Source organism: Pseudarthrobacter leeuwenhoeki, from assembly GCF_055412885.1.
Window position 1 is genome coordinate 46291 of sequence record NZ_JBVAYY010000015.1, and the last position, 22375, is coordinate 68665.

Genomic DNA, 22375 nt, shown 5'->3' on the forward strand with positions numbered 1-22375 from the left:
TAGTTGAGAAGGCGCTCAAGCCAACTAACAGATCCCGCACGCCATTGGGCAGAGATGATTACCAGATCGGAGGGCGACCAGCCACATTGCTGAAGGCTAACCGCCTTCCGTGACCCATCTTACGTTTAACTTGGTCTGCCCCCGCAAGTGCGGGGGCAGACCGTCCACGATTTGGGCCGGGCAGCCCGAATGGTGAACGTTGTTACAATCGCGTGAACGTGCGTTACACGGGCACGGCCAGGGTGGTCCTAGAGCGTGATCAGGCCGGTGGCGTTCTTGCGGGCGGCGTCAAAGCGCTTGGCGACGTCGGCCCAGTTCACGATGTTCCAGAAAGCCTTGACGTAGTCGGCCTTGACGTTGACGTAGTCCAGGTAGAAGGCGTGCTCCCACATGTCCAGCATCAGCAGCGGGGTGGTGCCGAGCGCGACGTTGCCCTGCTGATCGTAGAGCTGCTCGATGACGAGGTTGCCGCCGATGGGCTCGTAGGCCAGGAAACCCCAGCCTGATCCCTGCAGGCCCAGCGCCGCGGCGCTGAACTGGGCGCGGAACGCGTCGAAGGAGCCGAACGCGTCGTCGATGGCGGCTGCCAGCTCGCCTTCGGGCTTGTCGCCGCCGTCCGGGGACAGGTTGTTCCAGAACACCGAGTGGTTGATGTGCCCGCCGGTGTGGAACGCGAGGTCCTTGGAGAGGCGGTTGATGTTGGCGAAGTCGCCCTTCTCGCGTGCCTCGGCCAGCTGGGCGAGGGCGTTGTTGGCGCCGGCCACGTAGGCGGCGTGGTGCTTGCTGTGGTGCAGCTCCATGATCCGCGCGGAAATGTGGGGCTCCAGCGCTGCGTAGTCGTAGCTGAGTTCGGGCAGAACGTACTCGGTCACAAAATCCTCCAATGTCGTGGACTGGTTGTCCGTTGGGTAACTCTCGGATTGTGCATCCGGATGTTGTGGCACCCGGAAGTCTCTGGATCGGAATCCAGTGGGCATAGCCTCCGGTTCCCCTGAGGTATTCCCGCCGGCCCGATCCGATTCTGCAGAAGTTTCGTGCAGGGGCTACTCGTCCAGCATTTCCGGCGTCACATTGGCTTCCGTGCCGGGAATGCCGAGGTCCTGGGCGCGTTTGTCCGCCATGGCCAGCAGCCGGCGGATCCGCCCGGCGATCGCGTCCTTGGTCATGACGGGGTCCGCGAGGCGGCCGAGTTCGTCAAGGCTGGCCTGTTTGTGCGCCACACGGAGTTCACCGGCGTACTTGAGGTGGTCCGGGACGTCGTCGCCGAGGATCTCCAGCGCACGGTCCACGCGGGCGCCCGCAGCGACCGCAGCCTGCGCCGAACGCCGCAGATTGGCGTCGTCGAAGTTGGCCAGCCGGTTGGCGGTGGCCCGTACTTCCTTGCGCATCCGCCGCTCCTCCCACACCATGAGCGCATCATGGGCGCCCATCCGGGTCAGCAGGGCGGCGATCGTGTCGCCGTCGCGGATCACCACGCGGTCCACTCCCCTGACCTCGCGCGCCTTGGCCTGGATGCCGAGCCGGCGGGCCGCGCCCACCAGGGCCAGGGCCGACTCGGGGCCGGGGCAGGTGACCTCCATGGCGGAGGACCGGCCGGGCTCGGTGAGGGAACCGTGGGCCAGGAAGGCGCCACGCCACACGGCCTCGGCGTCGGCGGCGGATCCGTTCACCACCGCCGAGGGCAGGCCGCGGACTGGGCGGCCCCGGGCGTCCAGCAGGCCGGTCTGGCGGGCGAGGGCCTCGCCGTCGCGTACCACCCGGACGACGTAGCGGCTGCCGCGGCGCAGCCCGCCGCCGGACACAACGATGATTTCGCTCGGGTGCCCGTAGACCTCGGCGATGGCGGCGCGCAGCCGCCGCGCGGTCGAGGCAAGGTCGACTTCGGCCTCGATCACGATCCGGCCGGAGATGATGTGCAGTCCGCCGGCGAAGCGAAGCATGGCGGACACTTCAGCCTTGCGGACCGAGGACTTCTTGATGTCCAGCCGGGAAAGTTCTTCCTTGACTGATGCTGTCAGTGCCATGGCACCTTTCCTACCTGTTCCCGAAAATGTCGTGGTACGCCGTTGCCAGACGCAGCGGGTCGTGGATCGGCCGGCGGCTCGACGCACCCACTTTACCCAACACCACCTCGGCGCCGAGCATCCCGGCCGCCTGTTCGAAGTCGGCGCGGTCCGTCACGGAGGCCGGATCGGCCAGGACGACGTCGATCGTGAAGTCCGGGGCGTACTCCCGGAGCACCCGCAAATGGTCGGCGGCGGACATTCCGAGGGTTTCCTTGGTGTCCGTGGCGAGATTCATGGTGAGGCAGCGGCGGGCGGTGGTGTTGCAGAGCGCCTGGCGCATTTCCGGCAGCAGCAGGTGCGGGAGCACGGAGGTGTACCAGGAGCCGGGGCCCAGGACGACCCAGTCGGCCAGTTCGATCGCGGTGAGCGCCTCGGTGCAGGCGGGGGCATCCTCGGGCATCAGCCGGACGCGTTCCAGCGTGCCGGCGACGGCGCATTTAGCCTGTCCGGTCAGGGTCTGCAGCGCCTGGCTGCCGTCCGGTGCGGTGACCCGGACCTGGCCCTCGATGGTCAGCGGGACGCTGGACATCGGCAGGACTTCCCCGCGGGCACCCAGCAGCGCGCCGGCCCATTTGAGGCCCGCCACGGTGTCGCCCAGGAGCTCCCACAGGGTCACGATCAGCAGGTTGCCCATGGCGTGTTCGTCAAGGGAACCGCCACGGCCTTTGCCGGGCGCGAAGCGGTGCTGCATAACATCCCGCCAGGTGCGGCCCCAGTCGGTGTCGTCACAAAGCGCGGACAGTGCCATCCGGAGATCGCCGGGCGGCAGGACGCCGTACTCCTCGCGCAGCCTTCCTGAGGAGCCGCCGTCGTCCGCGACAGTGACGACGGCGGTCAGCTCGGACGTGAGCAGGCGCAGCGCGGACAGCGAGGCGGCGAGGCCGTGGCCGCCTCCGAGCGCCACAACGGAGGGACCCTTGTCCTGCTGGCTGGCGAAGGCGGCACTGGCCGGAGGGACGAGCGGCAATGAGCCGGTGAGCAGCGCCATTACTCGCGGCCCAGGTCCCGGTGGGTGGTGGTCACGGTGACCCGCGGGTACTGCGCGAGCCGGCGGGAGAGCTCGACGGCGACGGCCACGGAGCGGTGTTTGCCGCCGGTGCAGCCGACGGCGATGGTGGCATAGTGCTTGTTCTCCCGACGGTAGCCGTCGAGGACCGGTTCGAGGGCGAGCACATAGCGTTCCACGAAGTTACTGACTCCCTGCGCCGCCAGCACGTAGTCGCTGACGTCCTGGTCCAGCCCGGTGTGCGGGCGGAGCGCCGGCACCCAGTGCGGGTTGGGGATAAAGCGGGCGTCGGCGACGAAGTTGGCGTCGACGGGAAGTCCGTATTTGAACCCGAAGCTCATCACGTTCAGCCGGAGGGCCACGGGACCGGTTTCGCTGAACAGTTCGGTGATCGCGGTGGCGAGGCCGTGGACGTTCAGCGTGGAGGTGTCCAGCACGATGTCGGCGGAGGTGCGGAGTTCGTGCAGCAGTTCGCGTTCGGCGGCGATGCCCTCCAGGATCCTGCCGCCGCCCTGCAGCGGGTGGGGGCGCCGGCCCTGCTCGAAGCGGCGGACGAGGACGTCGTCGTTCGCGTCAAGGAACAGGACCCGGAAGCCGACGCCGCTGGCTTCCAGATTGCGCAGCGAAGTGCGGATGTCGGCGAACAGTTCCTTGCTGCGGACGTCCATCACGACCGCGAGCTTGGAAATGGAACCCGGCGCGTGGGACACGATTTCCGCGAGTGTGCCGAGCATCTGCGGCGGGAGGTTTTCCACGACGTACCAGCCGTGGTCCTCCAGGGCATCGGCCGCGGTGCTCCTGCCGGCTCCCGACATGCCGGTCACCACAAGCAGTTCGGCCTCGACTGGTTTGACCGGCCTCATGCCGTCCGGCTCCGTGCCGGATCCTGCCGTCGACTCTGCCATCAGTGAAGCCCCGTTCTGCTGTGCTGTCGTGTTCTGTCTTAGGAAGGGAAGCGGCCGCGCCGGGTTGAATCCGGTTGAATCTCCGCACGCACGCCGTTTCCCAAGTCCCTACCCTAGCCATGTTTGCCGGTGCTAGCTAAGTGTCCAGGATTTCGCCGGTGGTCATATTGACGGCGGGAACAGTGTCGGAGCCGCCGTCGTCGTCGGTGAAGTGCCTGACGATCGCCGCAGCCAGGGACGGGCCGATCCCCTTGGCGCCGGTGAGTTCCTCAACGTTCGCCGTCCTAATGCTCTTGACCGAGCCGAACTGGGCGAGCAGGGCCTTGCGCTTGGATTCGCCGAGGCCGGGCACGCCGTCGAGCGCTGAGACGGTCATCGCCTTGCCGCGCTTTTGCCGGTGGAAGGAGATTGCGAAGCGGTGGGCCTCATCGCGGATGCGCTGCAGCAGGTACAGCCCGGCCGAGGCCCGCGGCAGGATCACCGGGAAGTCGCTGTCCGGCAGCCAGACCTCCTCGAGCCGTTTAGCGAGCCCGACGACGTAGACATCCTCGATGCCCAGTTCGGCCAGTGCCCGGGCGGCCGCGTTGACCTGCGGCCTGCCGCCATCGACCACCACGAGGTTGGGCGGGTAGGCGAACCTGGTCCGCGGCGCGGGGGTCGTGGTGTCAGCGACGGCCACGGAAGAAGACGCCGCGACGGCGGCGTCGGCCGTGGCCTTGAGCATGGCCTGATGGCCCGGCTGCCGGGCGGCGTCGGCATGGACCGTCTTCTCCTGCAGGTAGTTGCGGAACCGCCGGGTCAGCACATCATGCATGGCCGCGGTGTCGTCCGTGGCGGCGGCGCCGGTGACGGAGAACTTCCGGTACTCGGACTTCTTCGGCAGCCCGTCCTCGACCACCACCATGGAACCAACCACATTGGTGCCCTGGACGTGTGAGATGTCATAGCATTCGATCCGCATCAGCGCGACCGGCAGCTCGAGGGCCTCCTGGAGTTCCTGCAGCGCCTGGGACCGCAGGGTCAGGTCGCCGGCGCGCCGGGATTTGTGGAGCTTGAGGGCGTGCTCGGCGTTATCCCGGACGGTGGAGAGCAGGGTGGCCTTGTCCCCGCGCTGCGGCACGCGGACATCGACCCGTGCCCCGCGCAGCCCGCTGAGCCATTGTGCCAGCTCCGTGGCGTTGCTGGGCTCTGCCGGGACGAGGACCTCGCGGGGCAGCCTGCCCTGGAGACCGGCTTCCTCGCCATAGACCTGCTGGAGCAGATGCTCGACGAGGTCCGGGGTGGTGGAGTCCTCGACTTTTTCAACGACCCAGCCGCGCTGGCCGCGGATCCGGCCGCCGCGGACGTGGAAGACCTGCACGGCGGCTTCGAGTTCGTCCTCGTGCAGGGCGAAAACATCGGCGTCGGTACCCTCGGCGAGGACGACAGCGTTGCGTTCGAAAACCTTCTTCAGCGCGACGATGTCGTCGCGGATCCGCGCCGCCTGCTCGTAGTCCAGTTCCGCCACGGCGGCGGCCATGTCCTTTTCCAGCCGCGTGACGAACGGCTTGGCCTCGCCGCCCATGAAGGTACAGAAGTCCTCCGCCAGGGCGCGGTGCTCCTCGGCGGAGATGCGGCCGACGCAGGGGGCGGCGCACTTGTCGATGTATCCGAGCAGGCAGGGCCTGCCGCTGGCTTCGGCCCGTTTCAGGACGCCCGTGCTGCAGCTCCGGACCGGGAAAACGCGCAGCAGGGTGTCCATGGTGTCGCGGATGGCACCGGCGGTGTACGGGCCGAAGTAGCGGGTGCCCTTGCGGCGTTCGCCGCGCAGGACCTGGACGCGGGGGTACCTATCCCCCATCGAGACGGCCAGGTACGGGTAGCTTTTGTCATCCCGGAACATCACGTTGAACCGGGGCTTGAATTCCTTGATCCAGGTGTATTCGAGCTGCAGCGATTCGAGTTCGCTGCCGACGACGGTCCACTCGACGCTGCTGGCCGTATGGACCATCGCATACGTTTTGGGGAGCAGCCCGGCCGGGTTGGCGAAGTAGGAGTTCAGCCGCGCACGGAGGTTCTTGGCCTTGCCGACATAGATGACCCGGCCGTGCGGGTCGCGGAAGCGGTACACGCCCGGATTGGTCGGAATCTCACCCGTCTGGGGTCGGTAACTCGCTGGATCTGCCACAGTCCAAGTCTACTGAGACTGCGGCGGCGCCCTGGACGGTGCGGACACCGCGGGCCCGGAAGGGCGCGGGCGGGTGGTCAGCATGGTTCAGGGTTCCGCTGGAGCCAGTGCATGCTGGCCCGGGCTGGTCCGCATTTCAGGCGCGGTTGTTTGACTCATGGAGCCAGACCATGGGCGTTGCCGGACGTCCGCGACCCCGAGCCTGGGGTCCGTCCGGACAGCCGGGGCCTCGAACAGCGGCCGCACGTGCGGCAGAGTTCTACCGCTGCGTTAGGCTCCGGTTATGCCACTCATAGGGAGTTCGCTTCATGCTGCGAATGAACGGGTGTCTCACAGCTGGTCTATGGCCGTGCCTGCGGACCACATGTGGTGGGGCCTCACCGACCCCGAGGCGTTGCCACGCTGGTTGGGGAAACTGACTTCCGGGGAATTCGTCGTCGGCAATTCCGTAACCATTGAGCATGCCGAAGGCTATTGCTGCACCAGCCGTATTCAGGAGTCTAAACCGGAACGACTTCTTGGCATGACATGGGAGTTCCCAGACGAACCACCCTCGCATGTCAGGATTGTGCTCACTCCAGCCGGCGAGTCAACACACTTGGTGCTGCAGCACGACGGGCTCGGAAACGCGGCCGTCGACTACCTGCCTGGTTGGCACACACACCTTCTGTACCTTGAAGCGCTGCTCCTGGGTCAGCCCCGGTCCATGGCCGACTTCTGGTCCACATATGACGGACTCACGGACTCCTAAGTCCGGATCGCGGTACTCGCCGCGGCCTATGAGGGGTGCGTTGGGCAGCCATGGACGCTGACCTGGTTCTCTGTCGGCGGCGTCGGGATGTTCGCCTTCTCCCCATTCCCGTAAGGGCTGATTTCAGGATGGACAGCACTTTGGCGTCTAGGCCCCGCAGCACGAAATCAGTATCAGTGGTGGCGTAGGACGTTGCGCCTTGCCAGTCCGACTTCACCGGCACTCCGTCGCCACACCAGAACGTGTTCCCGTCGTTCCCATCGACCTCCAAGACAATCTTTAGGGCCTCTCGCGGCCCCCAAGGTGTCTGGATGGTCTCGGTTCCATGGCGTACGAACGCTGCGGAGGCTGTCGCCGAGGGGTCGTCTTCGTGGAATTGGCGGAACTCTCGTCGCGGAGCGGTGGTTGCCAGAAAGTCCGTCAGGACCAGATGGGCGGCATAGCTGGGGATCGGGGTGTTGGCACTGTCTCGTCGTGGCGGGGGCTCCGCCGCTCGAACTTCGACATTGGAGGTTTGGGGATGATCGATATACCTGTATGCGCTCCAATCGAACACATTGGTGGCGAAGCGGGTTTCCTGGACGAGGTGGACGACGGGTCCGCCTTTGACCCTGAAGGCAAGCGTTGTCTGAAGCAAATCTTCTGAGCGGTGGCGGATCAGCGCGCCGACCTTAGCGCCAGCGTGGTGGAAGGACTCGATTTCCGTCGTTGTCATGTGTGCAAAGTAGCAGAACGCGTTACGCGGAGGGCCCGGGAAGCAGTGGTCGCGACGTGGCGAACCCGCGGACGGCAACTCAGTCCCGGAAGACGCGGCCAAAATTGGCTGGATGTCTCGGATGCGTCGACTAAGACAACACTCACGCCGTCTGCCAACTAGCGCTGCGAAAGGAGCGCCACTCAGCGAAGCGATCCACAAAAATATGTCAGGGCCAAGGAGTGCGCCCGTCCGCCTCTCGGGACGGTCTCAAGTCAAGCGGATCATACGTCCGATGCAACCCCGCAGAGTCCCCTTCTTTGTCGGTGCCTCGCAGTAATCTGGGTTTATGGAAAGCACGGACTGGAGTGCGGAGGGCAGGGAGGCCCTGGCAGCTGTCGCGGCGTTGGCTGCGGCGCTGGATTCCGTCACCGAGGCCGGCGCTGACCGCCTCGATGTGTCCGGCTCTGATACCGCTGGTCCGCCTGGCGCCGATCCGCTGTGGGACGATCCGCTGCGGGATTTGGCGGATGATTGCCTGGTCGGTCTGGCCTTGGTGGCCCGGTCGGAGGCCCGCCTTGCGGCGCTGAAGGTACGGGTGGCCGCGGCCTATGTGCAGGCCACCCTGGCTTTGGCGCCACCGGCCGCGTCCCCGCACGACGCAACAGGCCAGGAGATGGCGGTGAGGGCTGAGGTCGCGTGTGTTTTGACCGTGGGTGAACGGACCGCCGGGGCATTCCTGGACGACTGCCAGGCCCTGACGAAGGGTTTGCCGCTGACCCTGGCGGCCCTGCAGGCCGGGACGATCTCCTGGGCCCACGCCCGGATCATCGTGGACGAAACCGCCGGCCTGGATCCGGCCGGGGCGGCCGGACTCGAAGCGCACTTCCTGGACCCCGGCGCGCCCGACCCGGCCCGCGGGTGCCCGGCCGGGGACCTCGTCCCGGGACGGTTCCGCACCAAGGCACGCACCTGGCGCGAACGCCACCACCCGGTCAGCATCGAGAAACGCCACACCAAGTGTGCCGCGGACCGGCGGATCGAGTACGTCCCGGACCGGGACGGCATGGCCTGGCTCAACACCTACCTCCCGGCCGGCACCGCCGCGGGGATCTGGGAACGGACCACCGCCGCCGCCCGCGCCCTCCAGGGCCCGGACGAGGCCCGGACCCTCACCCAGCTCCGCGCGGATGTGGCCGCCACCTGGCTCCTCACCAGTGGGACCGGCACTGATGGAGAGGGCGTGTGCGGGGGTGTGCCGTCGCCGCGGGCGCAGGTCCTGATCACCGTCCCGGTCCTGTCCCTGCTGGGCGCCGGGGAGGAACCGGCGGTCCTGGACGGGCACGGGCCGATCCCGCCGTCCATGGCCCGCCGACTGGTCGCCGGCGGCGCCGGGTCCTTCTACCGGGTCCTGACAGACCCCCGCGACGGGGCCCCGCTGGAAATCGGCCGGACCAGCTACCGCCTCACCAAGGCTATGCGCCAGTGGCTGCACCTGCGCGACGGCCGATGTCCCTTCCCGGGCTGCAGCAACCACTCGTTGGACAACGACGCAGACCACCTCCTGGCCTGGGCCGACGGAGGCACCACCGGGATCTCCAACCTCGGACAGCCGTGCCCCAAACACCACCGGCTCAAACACGGCTCGGCCTGGACACCGGCCGGGGCCAGCAAAGACAAACCGCCCGGGTGGACCTCCCCGTCCGGGCGGCACTATCCCAGCGAACAGCAGGACTGGGAACCACCCGACTGGCCGCACATCCTGGCGACGGAGACAGACACCGCCGACCTTGTCTTCTATGAACACCTCGACGAATCGGCCCTGGAAGTCTTCCTTGCCCAACACGCCTGACCGCGGATTGCGGGCGTTCGAGCGAGGTAATCCCCGGCAAGATTGTGGCAAACCGGCACCAGGGGTTTCTCCCGGGTGCTTCACGAACCGCAGTACCGCGGCAGAAGGGTGATATGCCGGCCCGCTCGAGGACTTAGGCGACGTGCCTACTCAATGGTCTTGCTCTGGTTATAGCTGGTGGAGCGCTCCTGGCCGCTGAGTTCCGCGATCGCGTCCATGATGCGGTCGGTGGCCTGGCGGCGGGCCGGCAGGGAGTGGTCCGGCCCGGTCTTGTTGAAGTACAGCGGTGCGCCGACTTTCATGGTGAAGTGCTGCGGCTTGACCGATTTGCTGTCCGCGGGCTGGAGGTGCTCGGTGCCGATCAGTCCGACCGGGATGACGGGGGCGCCCGTGGTCAGGGCAAGCCAGCCGACCCCGGTGCGGCCGCGGTAGAGGATGCCGTCGCGGGAACGCGTTCCCTCGGGGTAGATGCCGATGCCCTTGCCGGACTCAAGGATTTCCAGCAGGGTTTTGAGCGCCTGGACACTGGCGGCCTGTTCGCCGCGTTCCACCGGTATGGAGCCGACAGCCTCAAAGAAGGACTTCATCACCTTGCCCTTGACCCCGCCGCCGGTGAAGTATTCCGCTTTGGCGAAAAAGGCCACGGGGCGCGGCATCAGCGCCTGGACGATCACGCTGTCCAGGAAGGACAGGTGGTTGGGGGCCACGATGAACGGGCCCTCTGTGGGCACGTTTTCGAGTCCGATGACCGTGGGCCGGCAGGTTGAGGTCACCAGGCCCCGCGTGGTCCAGCGGATTGCATCAAACATTGCCATCGGTGTGCACCTCGTTTACGGCGTCGGTCATCGGGTCAGTGGTCACTGCGTGTGGTGTCACGGCGTTGGCCCTTCCCGGATCCCGCCGGGAAATGGTCTCGTGGAGGGCCGCGCTGCTGTGCACGATCTCCACCGCGCCGGCCGCGTCCAGTTCGCCGTCCGGAGCGAAGCCCCAGCCTACGCCGATGCAGTCGATTCCGTTGGCAGCCGCTCCGGCCACGTCCTGCACGCGGTCCCCCACCATCAGGGTGTGGAAGAGGGCGGCAATGCCGTGGTGCTCCAGGACGGTCCGGGCGATGCCTTCGGTTTTCTGGGTGGCGACGGCGATGTCCGTCAGGGAATGGCTGAGTTTGGGGCCGATCATGGCATCCAGCAGGGCTTGATCGGGAACGCCGAGTCCGGGTTCGGTGAGGGCCGCTGCGATTCCGTCCGCTATCCCCCCGGCCGGATCGACAAGAGTGCCGTCCAGGTCGAAGATTACGGGCACTGTTGTTTGCGTCACCGGCCTAGTTTCTCACGAGAGCGCGGAAGCCAGAAACTCGCATGCCCCAGTGGGAATGTATCTGCGGTGGGGGCCGGTGCCTCCGTGGAGGCACCGGCGCCGGGGCTGCCTCAGGCCAGGATTTCGGCGAGGAAGGCCGCCGTATGGCTTTCCGTGGACTTGGCCACGTTTTCCGGGGTTCCGGAGGCGACGATGCGGCCGCCGCCGGACCCGCCGTCGGGACCCAGGTCCACAATCCAGTCCGCGCTTTTGATGACGTCAAGGTTGTGCTCGATCGTGATGACCGTGTTGCCCTTGTCCACCAGGCCCTGGAGGACCAGAAGCAGCTTCCGGATGTCCTCGAAGTGCAGGCCCGTGGTGGGTTCGTCCAGCACGTAGATGCTGCGCCCGTTGGAGCGTTTCTGCAGCTCCGCGGCGAGCTTGACGCGCTGCGCCTCGCCGCCGGAGAGCGTCGTGGCGGGCTGGCCCAGCCGGACGTAGCCAAGCCCGACGTCGACGAGGGTCCTGAGGTGCCGGGCGATCGGCGAGAAGGCAGCGAAGAACTCCGCGCCTTCCTCGATCGGCATGTTCAGGACATCGGCGATCGTCTTGCCCTTGTAGTGGACTTCCAGGGTTTCGCGGTTGTACCGGGCACCGTGGCACACCTCGCAGGGCACGTAGACGTCCGGCAGGAAGTTCATTTCGATCTTCAGCGTGCCGTCGCCCGAGCACGCCTCGCAGCGGCCGCCCTTGACGTTGAAGGAGAACCGGCCCGGCAGGTAACCGCGGACCTTGGCCTCGGTGGTCTCGGCGAAGAGCTTTCGGATGTTGTCAAAGACACCCGTATAGGTGGCCGGGTTGGACCGTGGGGTCCGGCCGATCGGGCTCTGGTCGACGTGGACCACCTTGTCGAGGTGCTCGAGGCCCTGGATGGACTTGTGCCGCCCCGCCACCTGCTTGGCGCCGTTGAGCTTGTTGGCGAGGACCTTGTAAAGGATCTCGTTGACCAGGGTGGACTTGCCGGAGCCGCTGACGCCGGTGACCGCGGTGAACAGGCCCAGCGGGAAGGTCGCATCCACGTTCAGGAGGTTGTTCTCCTTGGCACCGATGACCTTGAGTTCGCGCTTCTTGTCGTATTTGCGGCGCTTCTTGGGGATCTCAATCTTTTTCCGGCCGGAGAGGTAGTCGCCGGTGAGCGATTCGGTGTTCTCGAGCAGCTCCTTGTAGGACCCGGAGTGCACCACCATGCCGCCGTGTTCGCCGGCTCCCGGTCCGATGTCCACCACCCAGTCGGCTTCCTGGATGGTGTCCTCGTCGTGTTCCACCACGATCAGGGTGTTGCCGAGGTCCCGCAGCCGGGTGAGGGTCTCGATCAGGCGGCGGTTGTCCCGCTGGTGCAGGCCGATGGACGGCTCGTCCAGGACGTAGAGCACGCCCACGAGGCCGGAGCCGATCTGGGTGGCCAGCCGGATGCGCTGGGCTTCGCCGCCGGACAGGGTGCCGGACGGGCGCTCCAGGTTCAGGTACTCCAGGCCGACGTCGAGCAGGAAGGTCAGGCGGGCCTGGATCTCTTTGAGGACCTGGTTCGCGATCTGTGCTTCGCGGCCGGTGAGCACGAGGTTGTCCAGGAAATGGGCGCAGTCGCGCATCGGCAGGGCGGCGACCTCGGCAATGGACTTGCCATTGATCAGCACGGACAGCGACGCCGGGTTCAGGCGCGCGCCTTTGCAGGCCGGGCACGGGATCTGCCGCATGTACTCCTCGTAGCGGTCGCGGGCCGAGTCCGAGTCCGTTTCGAGGTGTTTGCGGTGGACGTACTGGATAACGCCCTCGAAGCCGGTGCTGTATTTGCGTTCCCGGCCGAAGCGGTTGCGGTACTGCACCACGACTTTGTGGTCCTTGCCGTGCAGCACGGTCTGGCGGGTGTCCTCGGAGAGCTTGTCCCACGGGGTTGTCATCGAGAAGCCGAGTTCCTTGGCGAGACCGCCGAGCAGGCGGTTCCAGTACTCCGTTGTGGCGGTGCCGAGGGACCACGGCGCGATGGCTCCCTCCGAGAGGGACAGGTCACCGTTCGGAATGATGAGTTCCTCATCGACTTCCAGCTTCGTGCCGATGCCGCTGCAGGCCGAGCAGGCGCCGAAGGGGTTGTTGAAGGAGAAGGAGCGGGGTTCGATCTCGTCGATCGCGAGGGGGTGCTCGTTGGGGCAGGCGAGGTGCTCGGAGAACGCCCTGATCCGTTCCGGATCGTCATCATCAAGGTCGACGAATTCGGCGAGGATGCGCCCCTCGGCCAGGCCGAGTGCGGTTTCCACGGAGTCGGTGAGGCGCTGGCTGATGCCTTCCTTGACCACGAGGCGGTCCACGACCACTTCGATGGTGTGCTTGAACTGCTTGCCCAGCTTGGGGGGATCGCTCAGCTGGATCAGCTTGTCATCGACCCGTGCCCGCGAGTAGCCCTTCGCGGTGAGTTCCTTGAACAGCTCGACGAATTCGCCCTTGCGGCCGCGGACCACCGGTGCCAGGACCTGGAAGCGCGTGCCCTCCGGCAGTTCCAGGAGCTGGTCGACGATCTGCTGCGGGGTCTGCTTCGCTACGAGCTCCCCGCAGGTGGGGCAGTGCGGGCGGCCCACACGGGCCCACAGCAGGCGCATGTAGTCGTAGATCTCGGTGATGGTGCCCACGGTGGAGCGGGGGTTCTTGCTGGTGGACTTCTGGTCGATGGATACCGCGGGCGAGAGGCCCTCGATGAAGTCGACGTCGGGCTTGTCCACCTGGCCCAGAAACTGCCGGGCGTAGGCGGAGAGCGATTCGACGTACCGGCGCTGGCCTTCGGCGAAGATCGTGTCGAAGGCCAGGGACGACTTGCCCGAACCGGAGAGCCCGGTGAAGACGATGATGGAGTCGCGGGGCAGGTCCAGGTCCACGTTGCGCAGGTTGTGCTCGCGCGCTCCCTTGACAATGAGCCGGGACATGTCCGGACGTTTCACCGGGGGGCGGGATTCCTCCGCGCGGCCCGGTTTTACCGGACTCACCGGAACGGAGTCCATCAGAACTGGGCTCTCCTGAACTGCGGAGGGTGGGGAATCAACGGCTGGATCTTCAGCTACGGCTTTAGGCACGCTACCAATGCTAATCGAAAACTTCTTCGAATTTCCATTCCCGGCCGCGCCGCCGGCCCGGTGAGGCCGTCCGATGTGTTAAAGGTGCGCTACTCGCGGTCGTAGGCTGCGGCGAGCAGTTGCACGGCCTCGGCGAAGCTGGCGCCCTGGGCCCTGGCGGCGGCGGCGAACCCGGCGGCGGCAGCGGAAAGGGAGCTCCACGCCTCGTCCCGGGCGCAGACCACTGTCCCGTTCCGGCCTCTGGTCACCACGACGCCGGCCGCCTCCAGTTCCTTGTAGGCGCGGGCCACGGTATGCGGGGCGACGCCCAGTTCGCCGGCAAGGCTCCGGACGGCAGGAAGCTTGGTCCCGGGCGCAAGGGTGCCGTTGTCCGCCCGTTCAATGATGTTGAGCCGGAGCTGTTCGAACAGCGGGACGGAGCTGCCCGGATTGGGCCGCCAGGCACCGGGGAACGGGGTGATTGACGTCCCGGCGGGGGTCACTGTCCGGGCTCCGGGGTGTGCTTGCGGTGTTCGCGGCGGGCGAACTGCGCCTCGTACAGGTTCAGGTACAGCCCGCCCCTGGCCATGAGTTGCCGGTGGGTGCCCTGTTCAACGATCTGTCCTTGGTCCATGACGAGAATTAGATCAGCGTCCCGGACGGTGGACAAGCGGTGGGCAATCACGAAGCTCGTGTGTCCCTGCCGGAGCCGCCGCATGGCCTGCCGGATCTGCGCCTCGGTGCGGCTGTCCACCGAGCTGGTGGCCTCGTCGAGGACCAGGATGCTGCGTCCGGCCAGTTGTGCCCTGGCGATCGAGATGAGCTGGCGCTGGCCGAGGCTCAGCGAGTCGCCGTCGTTGCCGAGCATCGTGGCGTAGCCCCCGGGCAGGGCGCGGACGAACTGGTCCACGTGGCTGGCCTGCGCGGCAGCGACAATGTCGGCGTCGCCCGCGCCGGGACGGCCGTACTCGATGTTGTCCCGGATGGTGCCGGTGAACAGCCACGTGTCCTGCAGCACTGTGCCGAAATTGGCCCGCAGTTCATCCCGCGGGAGCCCAGCGATGTCCGCCCCGTCGACCGTGATCCGGCCGGAATCCAGTTCGTGGAAACGCATCAGGAGGTTCACCACGGTGGTCTTTCCGGCGCCGGTGTGCCCCACGACCGCCACGGTCTGTCCCGGCTCCACGACAAAGGACAGGTCCCGGACCACGGGCGTGCCGGGACGGTAGCCGAAGGTGACATGCTCAAACGTGACCCGGCCGGCGGCCGCGGACACCGGAACTCCGGTCCTTGCCTGCCCCGTCCCCGCCTGCCCGGTGGCGGAAGCCACAGCGGAGGTCCCCTCTGGTCCCGCCCCAGCACCCGCCGGTGGAGCCGGGGCAGGTTCCGGCGGGATCTCCGGTGCATCGAGAAGCTCGAAGACCCGCCCGGCCGACACGATGCAGGACTGCATGAGGGTCAGCATGCCGCCGATCTGCCCCATCGGCACGCTGAAGAGCCTGCTGAACTGGAAAAAGGCCTGGAGGCCGCCGAGGGTCAGGGCGCCGGACAGGACCTGGAGCGCGCCGACGACGGCGACCGCGATGTAGTTGAGGTTGGACACCAGGACCATGAGGGGCTGCACGACGCCGGACACGTACTGGGCACGGGCACTGGCCCGGCACAGCTTGTCGTTGCCGTCCTTGAAACTGGCCGCGGCCGCCTCCTGCCGTCCGAAGGCCTTGATGACCTCGTGGCCGGTGAAGAATTCCTCCAGCTGTGCGTGCAGCTCGCCCGTGCTGCCCCACTGCTCGGTGAAATGCGCCTGGGAGTTCCTGGCCACCAGGACAGTGATGAGGGTGGACACCGGAACGGAGACCAGCGCGATCACGGCCAGGACCGGGGAGAGCCACAGCATCATGGCCAGCGCCCCGGAGAGCATCAGCAGCGACAGGATCAGCTGGTTGAGCAGCTGGTTGAGGGCCTGGGCGATGTTGTCGACGTCGTTCGTGGCGCGGCTCAGCACGTCACCGCGGTGCTGGACGTCAAAATGGCTGGACGGCAGGACGTGCAGTTTCCCCTCCACCGAGGCCCGCAGCCCGTAGCCCAGCCGCTGCACCGCCACAGCCGTCAGGGCTCCCTGGATCCAGCTGAAGACGGAGGCCCCCAGATACATGACCGACACCGCCGCCAGCAGGGCGCCCAGCTTTTCCTGGTCGAAGGAACCGCCAACCACACTTTCGACGACGACGTCGGTGGCGTCGCCCAGGATTTTCGGCGCCGCCACATTGAGCACCACAAAGGCGCAGGTGGCGGCGACGGCGCCGACCATCCGCCACGTCGATGGCCGCAACAGCCCAAGCAGGCGTCCGGCCGTGCGCCAGCGGAACCGGCCGCCGTTCCCGGCGTCCCCGCCGGACACCACCCGGAGGGATCCGTTGCGGCCGCCGGAGGGCGGGTCCACCAGGGTCTGGTCCCGGGCGTCACGGGCGGTGGGTGCGTAGGTCCCGGCATCGGTTCCTGCGTCGAGTGCCGGTTCACGGGTCACAGGGTTTCCTCCAGCACCAGCTGGGACGCTGCGATCTCCTGGTAGCTCGGCGACGACTCCATCAGCTGGTGATGTGTTCCCTGCGCCACGACCCGGCCGCCTTCGAGGACCAGGATCAGGCCGGCGTCCACGATCGTGGCGACCCGTTCGGCGACGATCAGGACAGTGGCCGTTTTCAGCAGCGGCCCCATCGCTTCACGGAGCCGGTAGTCGGTGCCGTAGTCCAGCGCCGAAAAGCTGTCGTCGAACAGGTACACGGGAGCCTGCCGGAGCAGCGCGCGCGCAATGCACAACCGCTGCCGCTGACCCCCGGAAAAATTCGTGCCGCCCTGGCTCACCGGGGACTCCAGGCCCTGCGGCAGCTCCCGGACAAACTCGGCGGCCTGCGCGGCGTTCAGAACCTGCCAGAGATCCGCGTCCGTCGCCGCCGGCGCCGCCATCCTCAGGTTCCCGGCGAGCGTTCCGGAGAACAAATAGGACTGCTGGGGAACGACGGCGATCAGGCTCCGCAGCACCGCCAGGGGCAGGCCGCGCACATCGGATCCGCCGATGCTGATCTCCCCGCCGGTGGCTTCCAGGAACCTGGGCAGCAGGTTCAGCAGGGTGGTCTTGCCGCTGCCGGTGGCGCCGATGACCGCCGTCACAGTCCCGGGAGCGGCCGTGAAGCTGACGCCGTCGAGAACCGGGGCCTCAGCGCCCGGGTAGGCGAAGGACACGTGCCGGAACTCCACGGCATTGCCTTCTGGTGCCGCTCCGCCCGGGCCGTCCGTGACCTCCGGCGCCGTGTCCAGGACCGCCTGGATTCGTTCAGCGCAGGCAGCCGCGCGGGGTGCCGTCATCAAGACGTACATCGCCATCATGATCGCGATCAGGATCTGCAGGATGTAGGCGATGAACGCCGTGAGCGCCCCCAGCCGCATCTCGCCGGACTGGATCCGGTGCCCGCCGAACCAGACCACACCGACAGAGGACAGATTGACCACGAACATGATCAGCGGCATCATTCCCGCGACCAGCAGCGCGGAACGCAGGTTGTTCCGGGTCAGGTCCCTGTTGGCCCCGTCGAAGCGCCGCATCTCGTGCCCCTGGCGGGCGAAGCCCCGGATGACGTTGGCGCCGATGATCTGCTCACGCAGCACCCGGCTGATCCGGTCGATGAGTTCCTGGCCCTGCCGGTAGAGCGGGACCAGGCGGCGCACGATCAGGACCATGATGACCGCGAGCACCGGAATGACCGCGACGATGACGCCGGACAAGGCGATGTCCTGGTGCACGGCCAGCACGATGCCGCCGATGAAGATGGCGGGAGCCGCGACCAGCATCGTGAACACGAGGACCAGAAGGTTCTGGATCTGCGCGACGTCGGTCGTGGCCCTGGTGACCAGGCTGGCGGCGCCGAACGCGCCGACTTCCTGGGAGGACATGGACTGGACCGTGGCAAAGAGTTCTTCGCGCAGTTGACGGCCGAGCTCCATCGCCACGACGGCGCCGAGATACCCGGCGGCGATGGCCGCCGCCACTTGAACGCAGGCGACCGCGGCCATCCAGGAACCCAGGCTCAGGATCTCCGGGATGTTGCCGCCGACGATCCCGCGGTCAATGATGGCCGCGTTCAGGGTAGGGAGGAAGAGGTTCGCGGTCGTCTGCACGAGCTGCAGGACCACGATGGCCAGCACGGTCCCTTTGTGGGCGGCCAACAGCCGGCCCGTCAGACCAATAAGCACCGAACCTCCATCGCGACGTCAGGGCACGGGTGTCGATCAGGGCAGCCGCCCCCACGCTGCCTCGACATTGTAAGCACTTCCACACGGCCCTCGGTTGTCATACGCTGTCCGGCCTGTCCGGAACCCCGGCTGCGGATCAGGCCCGCTTCCGGGCCACGGCGAAGATCCGCCGGAACGGGAACACGGTGCCATGCGGCCCGGCCGGGTAGGCCTCCGCCAGCAACGCCGAGTATTCGGCTTCAAACGTCCGGGCGTCCGCGGCGGACAGTGCCGCGAGCACGGGCCGGAGTCCGGTGCCGCGGACCCAGTCCAGGACGGGGTCCGCGCCGGGGAGGAGCTGGAAGTACGTCGTCTCCCACGCATCCGCGTCGCAGCCGGCGTCGAGCATGATGGCCTGGTAGTCCTCCGGCCCGCCCACCACGTCATCGTGGCGCAGCACCCCGGCGAGCCGTCCCGACCACGCCGCGGACTCCGCCAGCCCGCGCATCAGCGTGTGCGAGGGCGAGGTGAAGTTCCCTGGGACCTGCAGCGCGAACCAGGCGCCGGGCCGGAGCGCTGCGAGCCAGCGGGCCAGCAGGTCCCGGTGGCCCGGCACCCACTGCAGGGCTGCGTTGGTGATGACGACGTCGGTGTCCCCGGCGGGCATCCAGCCGGTGATATCCGCCTCGCGGAAGGAGAGATTGGGCAGCCGCTCCGCATGGCCGGCAGACTGGGCCAGCATTTCCGCTGAGGAGTCCAGGCCGCTGACCCGGGCCCGGGGCCAGCGCTCAGCGAGGGTGGCCGTCAGGTTCCCGGGACCGCAGCCGAGGTCGACCACGGAACGGGGTGAGTCCGCATGGACCCGGGCCGTCAGGTCGAAATACGGCCTGTCCCGGTATTCCCCGAACTGCACGTACGTGGCGGGATCCCATTTCACTGCTTCCTCCGGTCACCGGCGAACGATGCGACGTCCTCAGCCTAACCCCGGCCGGAACGGCGGCCCGTGTGCGCGACCCTGCCGCGCCGGCCCTGGCGCGCCGCCGGGTACGGCGTCCCGGGCACAGCCCTGCGCCGCGGCTCCGGCCACTAAGCTGGTGAGCAATGAAACTTGTTGATCAGCTCCCCGCCCCGGCCGCCCGAGTCCCCGGCCGGGCCGGCCTGGACCCGGACGAGCTCTACACCCGCTTTGTCGAATGGACCGAAACCCGCGGGCTGGCCCTGTACACCGCCCAGGACGAGGCCGTTATGGAGCTTGCCGCCGGCGCCAATGTCATCCTGGCAACCCCCACCGGATCGGGGAAGTCCCTCGTCGCGATCGCGGTGCACTTCCAGGCCATGGCCCGCGGGCAGCGCAGCTACTACACCGCACCGATTAAGGCCCTCGTCTCGGAGAAGTTCTTCGCCCTGTGCGAGATCTTCGGCGCCGAGAACGTGGGCATGATCACCGGGGATTCCGGTGTCAACCAGGATGCCCCGATTATCTGCTGCACGGCGGAAATCCTGGCCAACATCGCCCTCCGTGAAGGCGACGCCGCCGAGCTCGGCGCCGTCGTCATGGACGAATTCCACTTCTACTCCGACCCGCAGCGCGGCTGGGCCTGGCAGGTCCCGCTGCTGGAACTCCCCCAGGCGCAGTTCCTGCTGATGTCCGCCACCCTCGGCGACGTGAGCCGCTTCGAGGCCGGCATCACCGAACTGACCGGCCGGCCGACGACGACCGTCAGTTCGGTGGAGCGGCCCATCCCGCTGCACTATTACTACGAGCAGACGCCCGTGCACGAGACGCTCGAGGAACTCCTCGCCACGAAGCAGGTCCCCGTCTACGTGGTGCACTTCAGCCAGGTGGAGGCGATCGACCGGGCCCAGAACCTGATGAGCGTCAACGTCTGCACCCGCGAGGAAAAGGACAAAATCGCCGAGCTGATCGCCGGTTTCCGTTTCGCGGCCGGTTTCGGCAAGACGCTCAACCGGCTGGTCCGGCACGGCATCGGCGTGCACCACGCCGGCATGCTGCCCAAATACCGCCGGCTCGTGGAGCAGCTCGCCCAGGCCGGGCTGCTGAAAGTCATCTGCGGCACCGACACCCTCGGTGTGGGCATCAACGTCCCCATCCGCACCGTGCTGCTCACGGCGCTGAGCAAGTACGACGGAGTCCGCACCCGGCTGCTGAACTCCCGGGAGTTCCACCAGATCGCCGGCCGCGCCGGCCGCGCCGGTTACGACACCGCCGGGACCGTCGTCGTGCAGGCCCCGGAACATGTCACGGAGAACGTCAAGGCGATGGCCAAGGCCACAGCGAAGTTCGGCGACGACCAGAAGAAGCTCCGCCAGGTGGTCAAGAAGAAGCCGCCGGAGGGCTTCGTGTCCTGGGGCGAACCGACCTACAAGCGCCTCGTGGAGTCGGTGCCGGATCCGCTGACGTCCAGCTTCAGCGTGACCCACGCGATGCTGATGAACCTGATGGAACGCCCGGGCGATCCGTTCAAGGCGGCCCGCCGCCTGTTGGCCGAGAACCATGAGCCGCGTTCTTCCCAGCTGCAGCTCATGAAGAAGGCCATTGGCATCTACCGGGAGCTCCTGGCCGCCGGTGTAGTGGAGCGGATCCCGCTCCAGGAGCAGGGCCCGGACGGCCGCACCGTCCGCCTGACGGTCCATCTGCAGGCCAACTTCGCCTTGAACCAGCCGCTGTCCCCCTTCGCCCTCGCAGCGCTGGAGCTGCTGGATCCGGAGTCGCCGTCGTACGCCCTCGACGTTGTGTCCGTGATCGAGTCCACGCTGGAGAAGCCCCGGCAGATCCTGTCCGCGCAGCTGAAGAAGGCGCGCGGCGAGGCGGTCGCCGCGATGAAGGCCGACGGCATCGACTACGACCAGCGGATGGCCATGCTGGACGAGGTCAGCTACCCGCAGCCGCTCGCGGAGCTCCTCGGCGAGGCGTTTGACGTCTACCGCCGGGCCGCGCCGTGGATCGGCGACTTCGAACTCGCGCCCAAGTCCATCGTCCGGGACATGTACGAACGGGCGATGAACTTCGGCGAGTTTGTGCAGTTCTACGGTCTGGCCCGTTCCGAGGGCATCGTGCTGCGCTACCTTGCCGACGGTTTCAAGGCGCTGCGCCAGACCGTCCCGCAGGACGCCCTCCGCGAGGACCTTGAGGACCTCATCGCGTGGCTCGGCGAGCTGGTCCGCCAGGTCGACTCCAGCCTCCTCGATGAGTGGGAGGAGCTGACCTCCGGCAAGGCGCCGACCCCGCACGACGCTCCCCCGCCCCCGCCGCCGTCGCTGACCTCCAACGTCCGGGCCTTCCGGGTGATGGTCCGCAATGAGATGTTCCGCCGGGTGGAGCTCTTCGCGGACGAGGACGCCACCGCCCTCGGCGAACTCGATGCCGGTTCCGGCTGGGACGCCGAACGGTGGGAGGACGTGCTGGATGACTACTTCGACGAACACGACGACATCGGTACCGGCCCGGACGCCCGCGGCCCGGGGCTGCTGATCATCACCGAAGAGCCGGGCCGGTGGAAGGTCCGGCAGATCTTCGAGGACCCGGCCGGCAACCATGACTGGGGCATCTCCGCGGAGGTGGACCTCGCGGCCTCGGATGAGACCGGGACCGCCGTCGTGCGCGTGACGGACGCGAACCGGCTTTAGCGGTCCGCGAACCCGGATCCAACGCCGGCCCGGTCCTAGTAAACTCAAGGAATGAGTGTAATCCGGCCCGCGACGGCGAACGATGTCCCCGATATCCTGCAGATGATCCACGACCTGGCCGTCTACGAGAAGGAGCCGGATGCCGTCCGGAACACCCCGGAGATGCTTACCGGGGTCCTGTTCGGCGAGAACCCGCGGGCGTTCGCGGCGATGGCCGAGAACGAGTCCGGCGAGGTCCGGGGCTTCGCCCTCTGGTTCCTGAACTACTCCACATGGGAAGGCGTCCACGGCATCCACCTCGAGGACCTGTACGTGCGCCCCGAGGCCCGCGGTGAAGGCCACGGAAAGGCGCTCCTCCAGCATCTCGCCGCGACCGCCGTCGACCGCGGCTACGCCCGCGTCGAGTGGAGCGTCCTGGACTGGAACGAGCCCTCCATCAATTTCTACAAGAAGCTTGGGGCCGACCTGATGGAGGAATGGTCCACTTTCCGGCTGAGCGGCGGCGCGCTGGAAGCTTTCGGGACGGCGCACAAAGCGCGGGCCCGTGGCTGAGGCGCCCGCCGCCGGCCTGCCCCTCGCTGGCCTGCCCCTGGCGGGGACCGCCTCCGCCGACCTGCTGGAGGCCGCGCCGCCGCCCGTCCCGCACACCATCAGGGCGCGGC

The 22375-nt window shown here is 67.4% G+C and carries 16 protein-coding genes; 4 read left to right on the plus strand and 12 right to left on the minus strand.

Features of this window, described 5'->3' with window-relative positions; translation table 11 throughout:
• Positions 1–248: 248 nt before the first annotated feature.
• The 5 genes from ACZYX4_RS14215 to uvrC all read right to left on the minus strand — a co-directional run bounded on the left by ACZYX4_RS14215 (position 249) and on the right by uvrC (position 6144).
• The gene (locus ACZYX4_RS14215; RefSeq protein WP_354186470.1) at positions 249–872 is read right to left on the minus strand and encodes a superoxide dismutase; all 624 of its coding nucleotides are present in this window, start codon (positions 870–872) and stop codon (positions 249–251) included.
• Positions 873–1043: 171 nt separating this feature from the next.
• Positions 1044–2024 carry a DNA-binding protein WhiA gene (whiA, locus tag ACZYX4_RS14220; RefSeq protein WP_463876956.1) on the minus strand — a complete coding sequence of 327 codons (981 nt, stop codon included), beginning with the start codon at positions 2022–2024 and terminating at the stop codon, positions 1044–1046.
• A gap of 10 nt (positions 2025–2034) precedes the next feature.
• A complete protein-coding gene (locus tag ACZYX4_RS14225) occupies positions 2035–3054 on the minus strand; it encodes a gluconeogenesis factor YvcK family protein (RefSeq protein ID WP_463876958.1) in 1020 nt (339 codons plus the stop codon).
• Positions 3054–3977: an RNase adapter RapZ gene (rapZ, locus tag ACZYX4_RS14230; protein ID WP_463876960.1), complete on the minus strand. Its 924-nt coding sequence runs from the start codon at positions 3975–3977 to the stop codon at positions 3054–3056. The genes ACZYX4_RS14225 and rapZ overlap by 1 nt, the downstream gene beginning before the upstream one ends.
• Before the next feature lie 136 nt (positions 3978–4113).
• The gene (gene uvrC / locus ACZYX4_RS14235) at positions 4114–6144 is read right to left on the minus strand and encodes an excinuclease ABC subunit UvrC (protein ID WP_463876962.1); all 2031 of its coding nucleotides are present in this window, start codon (positions 6142–6144) and stop codon (positions 4114–4116) included.
• A 343-nt stretch (positions 6145–6487) separates the two neighbouring features.
• On the opposite strand from uvrC, the gene ACZYX4_RS14240 reads away from it, so the two are divergent.
• Entirely contained in the window at positions 6488–6895 is a 408-nt protein-coding gene (locus tag ACZYX4_RS14240; protein WP_463876964.1) for an SRPBCC domain-containing protein, read from the plus strand.
• A gap of 1043 nt (positions 6896–7938) precedes the next feature.
• On the plus strand, positions 7939–9441 hold the full coding sequence (locus tag ACZYX4_RS14245; protein ID WP_463876966.1) for an HNH endonuclease signature motif containing protein: 1503 nt from the start codon (positions 7939–7941) through the stop codon (positions 9439–9441).
• A 146-nt stretch (positions 9442–9587) separates the two neighbouring features.
• On the opposite strand, the gene ACZYX4_RS14250 is transcribed toward ACZYX4_RS14245, so the two are convergent.
• The 7 genes from ACZYX4_RS14250 to ACZYX4_RS14280 all read right to left on the minus strand — a co-directional run bounded on the left by ACZYX4_RS14250 (position 9588) and on the right by ACZYX4_RS14280 (position 19002).
• Positions 9588–10256: a lysophospholipid acyltransferase family protein gene (locus ACZYX4_RS14250; RefSeq protein WP_463876968.1), complete on the minus strand. Its 669-nt coding sequence runs from the start codon at positions 10254–10256 to the stop codon at positions 9588–9590.
• Entirely contained in the window at positions 10243–10758 is a 516-nt protein-coding gene (locus tag ACZYX4_RS14255) for an HAD hydrolase-like protein (protein WP_463876970.1), read from the minus strand. The genes ACZYX4_RS14250 and ACZYX4_RS14255 overlap by 14 nt, the downstream gene beginning before the upstream one ends.
• 110 nt (positions 10759–10868) lie before the next feature.
• Positions 10869–13856, minus strand: a complete 2988-nt coding sequence (gene uvrA / locus ACZYX4_RS14260; RefSeq protein WP_463876972.1) for an excinuclease ABC subunit UvrA — start codon at positions 13854–13856, stop codon at positions 10869–10871.
• Between the two features lie 89 nt (positions 13857–13945).
• Positions 13946–14338 carry a GntR family transcriptional regulator gene (locus ACZYX4_RS14265; protein ID WP_463876974.1) on the minus strand — a complete coding sequence of 131 codons (393 nt, stop codon included), beginning with the start codon at positions 14336–14338 and terminating at the stop codon, positions 13946–13948.
• A complete protein-coding gene (locus ACZYX4_RS14270; protein ID WP_463877044.1) occupies positions 14335–16146 on the minus strand; it encodes an ABC transporter ATP-binding protein in 1812 nt (603 codons plus the stop codon). The genes ACZYX4_RS14265 and ACZYX4_RS14270 overlap by 4 nt, the downstream gene beginning before the upstream one ends.
• Positions 16147–16358: 212 nt before the next feature.
• Positions 16359–18086 (minus strand): ABC transporter ATP-binding protein, encoded by a 1728-nt coding sequence (locus tag ACZYX4_RS14275; protein ID WP_463876976.1) that lies wholly within the window; start codon positions 18084–18086, stop codon positions 16359–16361.
• Positions 18087–18222: 136 nt separating this feature from the next.
• Positions 18223–19002: a trans-aconitate 2-methyltransferase gene (locus ACZYX4_RS14280; protein WP_463876978.1), complete on the minus strand. Its 780-nt coding sequence runs from the start codon at positions 19000–19002 to the stop codon at positions 18223–18225.
• 164 nt (positions 19003–19166) lie between these two features.
• Between ACZYX4_RS14280 and ACZYX4_RS14285 the strand changes: the two genes are divergently transcribed.
• Complete coding sequence (locus ACZYX4_RS14285; protein ID WP_463876980.1) at positions 19167–21713, plus strand: DEAD/DEAH box helicase; 2547 nt, start codon at positions 19167–19169, stop codon at positions 21711–21713.
• A 51-nt stretch (positions 21714–21764) separates the two neighbouring features.
• The gene (locus ACZYX4_RS14290) at positions 21765–22265 is read left to right on the plus strand and encodes an N-acetyltransferase family protein (RefSeq protein ID WP_463876982.1); all 501 of its coding nucleotides are present in this window, start codon (positions 21765–21767) and stop codon (positions 22263–22265) included.
• Positions 22266–22375: the final 110 nt, after the last annotated feature.